The sequence below is a fragment of the Vibrio sp. 10N.222.48.A3 genome (genome assembly GCF_041475345.1).
Taxonomy (GTDB): Bacteria; Pseudomonadota; Gammaproteobacteria; order Enterobacterales; family Vibrionaceae; genus Vibrio; species Vibrio tasmaniensis_A.
Window position 1 is genome coordinate 1 of sequence record NZ_JBFRVX010000941.1, and the last position, 1,832, is coordinate 1,832.

Here is a 1,832-nt window from a genome sequence, read left to right on the forward strand (position 1 = left end):
CGTAACACACCTGTTACTATTGTCCGAGGAATATCAATTATAACGAACCAAAGTGTATCAATATGTTAATTGAAACTAAGTGCTTATAAAGTAATTACAAACGCGTTACAATTTCTAAGTAAATCAACCTCTCAGCTTCTGTTCTCTATGGATATTGTCTAACATCATGTATTGTCAGACAGATAAGCATTCACATTTAATTGTTAAGGAATTCTCATGATTTCAAAATGGGCTAAACGTTTCTATCAAATGGCGGAATTGGTCGGTTCTTGGAGTAAAGATCCTTCAACTCAAGTCGGCGCCGTCATCACTAAGCACAACCGTATTGTTTCAGTTGGCTTTAATGGCTACCCACATGGCGTGTCTGATAGTGCGGATACTGACGATCGCGAGATGAAATACCTCAAGACACTTCACGCTGAAGAAAATGCAATCTTGTTTGCTAAACGTGATTTAGACAGTTGTGAAGTTTGGGTCACTCACTTCCCTTGTCCGAACTGTGCAGCAAAAATCATCCAAACTGGAATTTCAGCGGTACATTGCCCAGAGCAAAGTGAAGATTTCCTTTCTCGTTGGGGAGATAAGATCAAGATAAGCCAAGATATGTTTGAGCAAGCTGGTGTAGAAGTAGACTGGTTGCCACTCGCTGACCTGGATTAATCTCTAACGCTAGGTCTCAGGTCTAAGTCTAGATCTCAAATACAAAAAAGCCGAGAGTCGATATTATCGCTCTCGGCTTTCTTTTTATTCGGACTTGTTAGCTTCCAGCATCGTATTAGTCACTTGAGGGAAATGCCAACGCGTAAGCTTCCATGAAATCTTTACGGATATCCTGTTCAAGGTGAATCGCTTTCTCTGTCGGGCAGAAGATCATAAAGTGGACTTCTTGCTCACCCGTTGAGCTGCTCGTGATATGAATGTGCGGTTCAGAGCCAGGAAGGTCAACCCCAGCGTGCTTCTCAATCACACCATTGTAACGACGGGCAACATCGATAAACTCTTCACAATGCTCTTCAATTTTCACGATAAGACCCGGCACCATAGGGTATAGGTTTACAAAGTCTTTCACCGTCACAAAAAAGTTATGATAAACATAGCGCTTCATGAAGTTGAGGTTCTTTACCGGATAAGTGAAGAACATGCTATTAGGCAGCGTGGCAGTCTTGCCAGTGAAGTGATATTGCCCATGATACAAATCGATTTCTTGAATCACAGTCGCCATCAAGTTGTGCTCAATCACCTCACCGCTGATTTTGCCCACTTCAATCCAATCACCAATTCGAAATGAGCGAGAACTCGCACGCTGAATAGAGCCAGTAAAACAGAGGATGATCTCTTTTGAAGCCACGACTATCGCAACCGCAATAGCGGTAACAGACAGCGCAAATTCGCTGATTTCGGATTTCCACAACACGAATAACGTCACAACAATAATCGCGAATGTGCCATTTTTGGTACGTGACATCCAGTTACGTTGGTCTTCACTAAGAAAAGCGACATCACCACGGATTCGAGACAAAGTGATTCGTCGGATTATTAATATAATGCAGATGATCAGCACACTAAAAATAAACTTATTAGCGAGTAAGAAATCTATTACTTGCCACATCTTTTCCATTACTTATTCCTTTGTATTACAACAATTAAGCTTTATAACGACGAGCATTAAAACGATTAGCTCTATAACGATGAGCTTTACAGCGACTGACTCAACCCAATAAACGCATTATGAAAAAGCACTCAAAAATAGAGCGCTCCTTTTCATGCTTTTATCAGCTATTAGGGCGTGTTGACCTTTCGCGGTTAAATTTTGTTCGAAAGATCAACACGCC

The 1,832-nt window shown here is 41.4% G+C and carries 2 protein-coding genes; one reads left to right on the top strand and one right to left on the bottom strand.

What is annotated here, in order from left to right:
* Positions 1–216: 216 nt before the first annotated feature.
* Positions 217–660: a dCMP deaminase family protein gene (locus tag AB4653_RS22120; protein ID WP_004731749.1), complete on the top strand. Its 444-nt coding sequence runs from the start codon at positions 217–219 to the stop codon at positions 658–660.
* Between the two features lie 115 nt (positions 661–775).
* Here the strand turns inward: AB4653_RS22120 and AB4653_RS22125 are convergent, their stop codons facing one another.
* Entirely contained in the window at positions 776–1,618 is an 843-nt protein-coding gene (locus AB4653_RS22125) for a mechanosensitive ion channel family protein (protein WP_009844787.1), read from the bottom strand.
* Positions 1,619–1,832 lie beyond the last annotated feature (214 nt).

Bases quoted from the DNA above. Each gene is read 5' to 3' on its own strand.
- AB4653_RS22120 (WP_004731749.1), top strand. From the start codon at position 217: ATGATTTCAAAATGGGCTAAACGTTTCTATCAAATGGCGGAATTGGTC.
- AB4653_RS22125 (WP_009844787.1), bottom strand. From the start codon at position 1,618: ATGGAAAAGATGTGGCAAGTAATAGATTTCTTACTCGCTAATAAGTTT.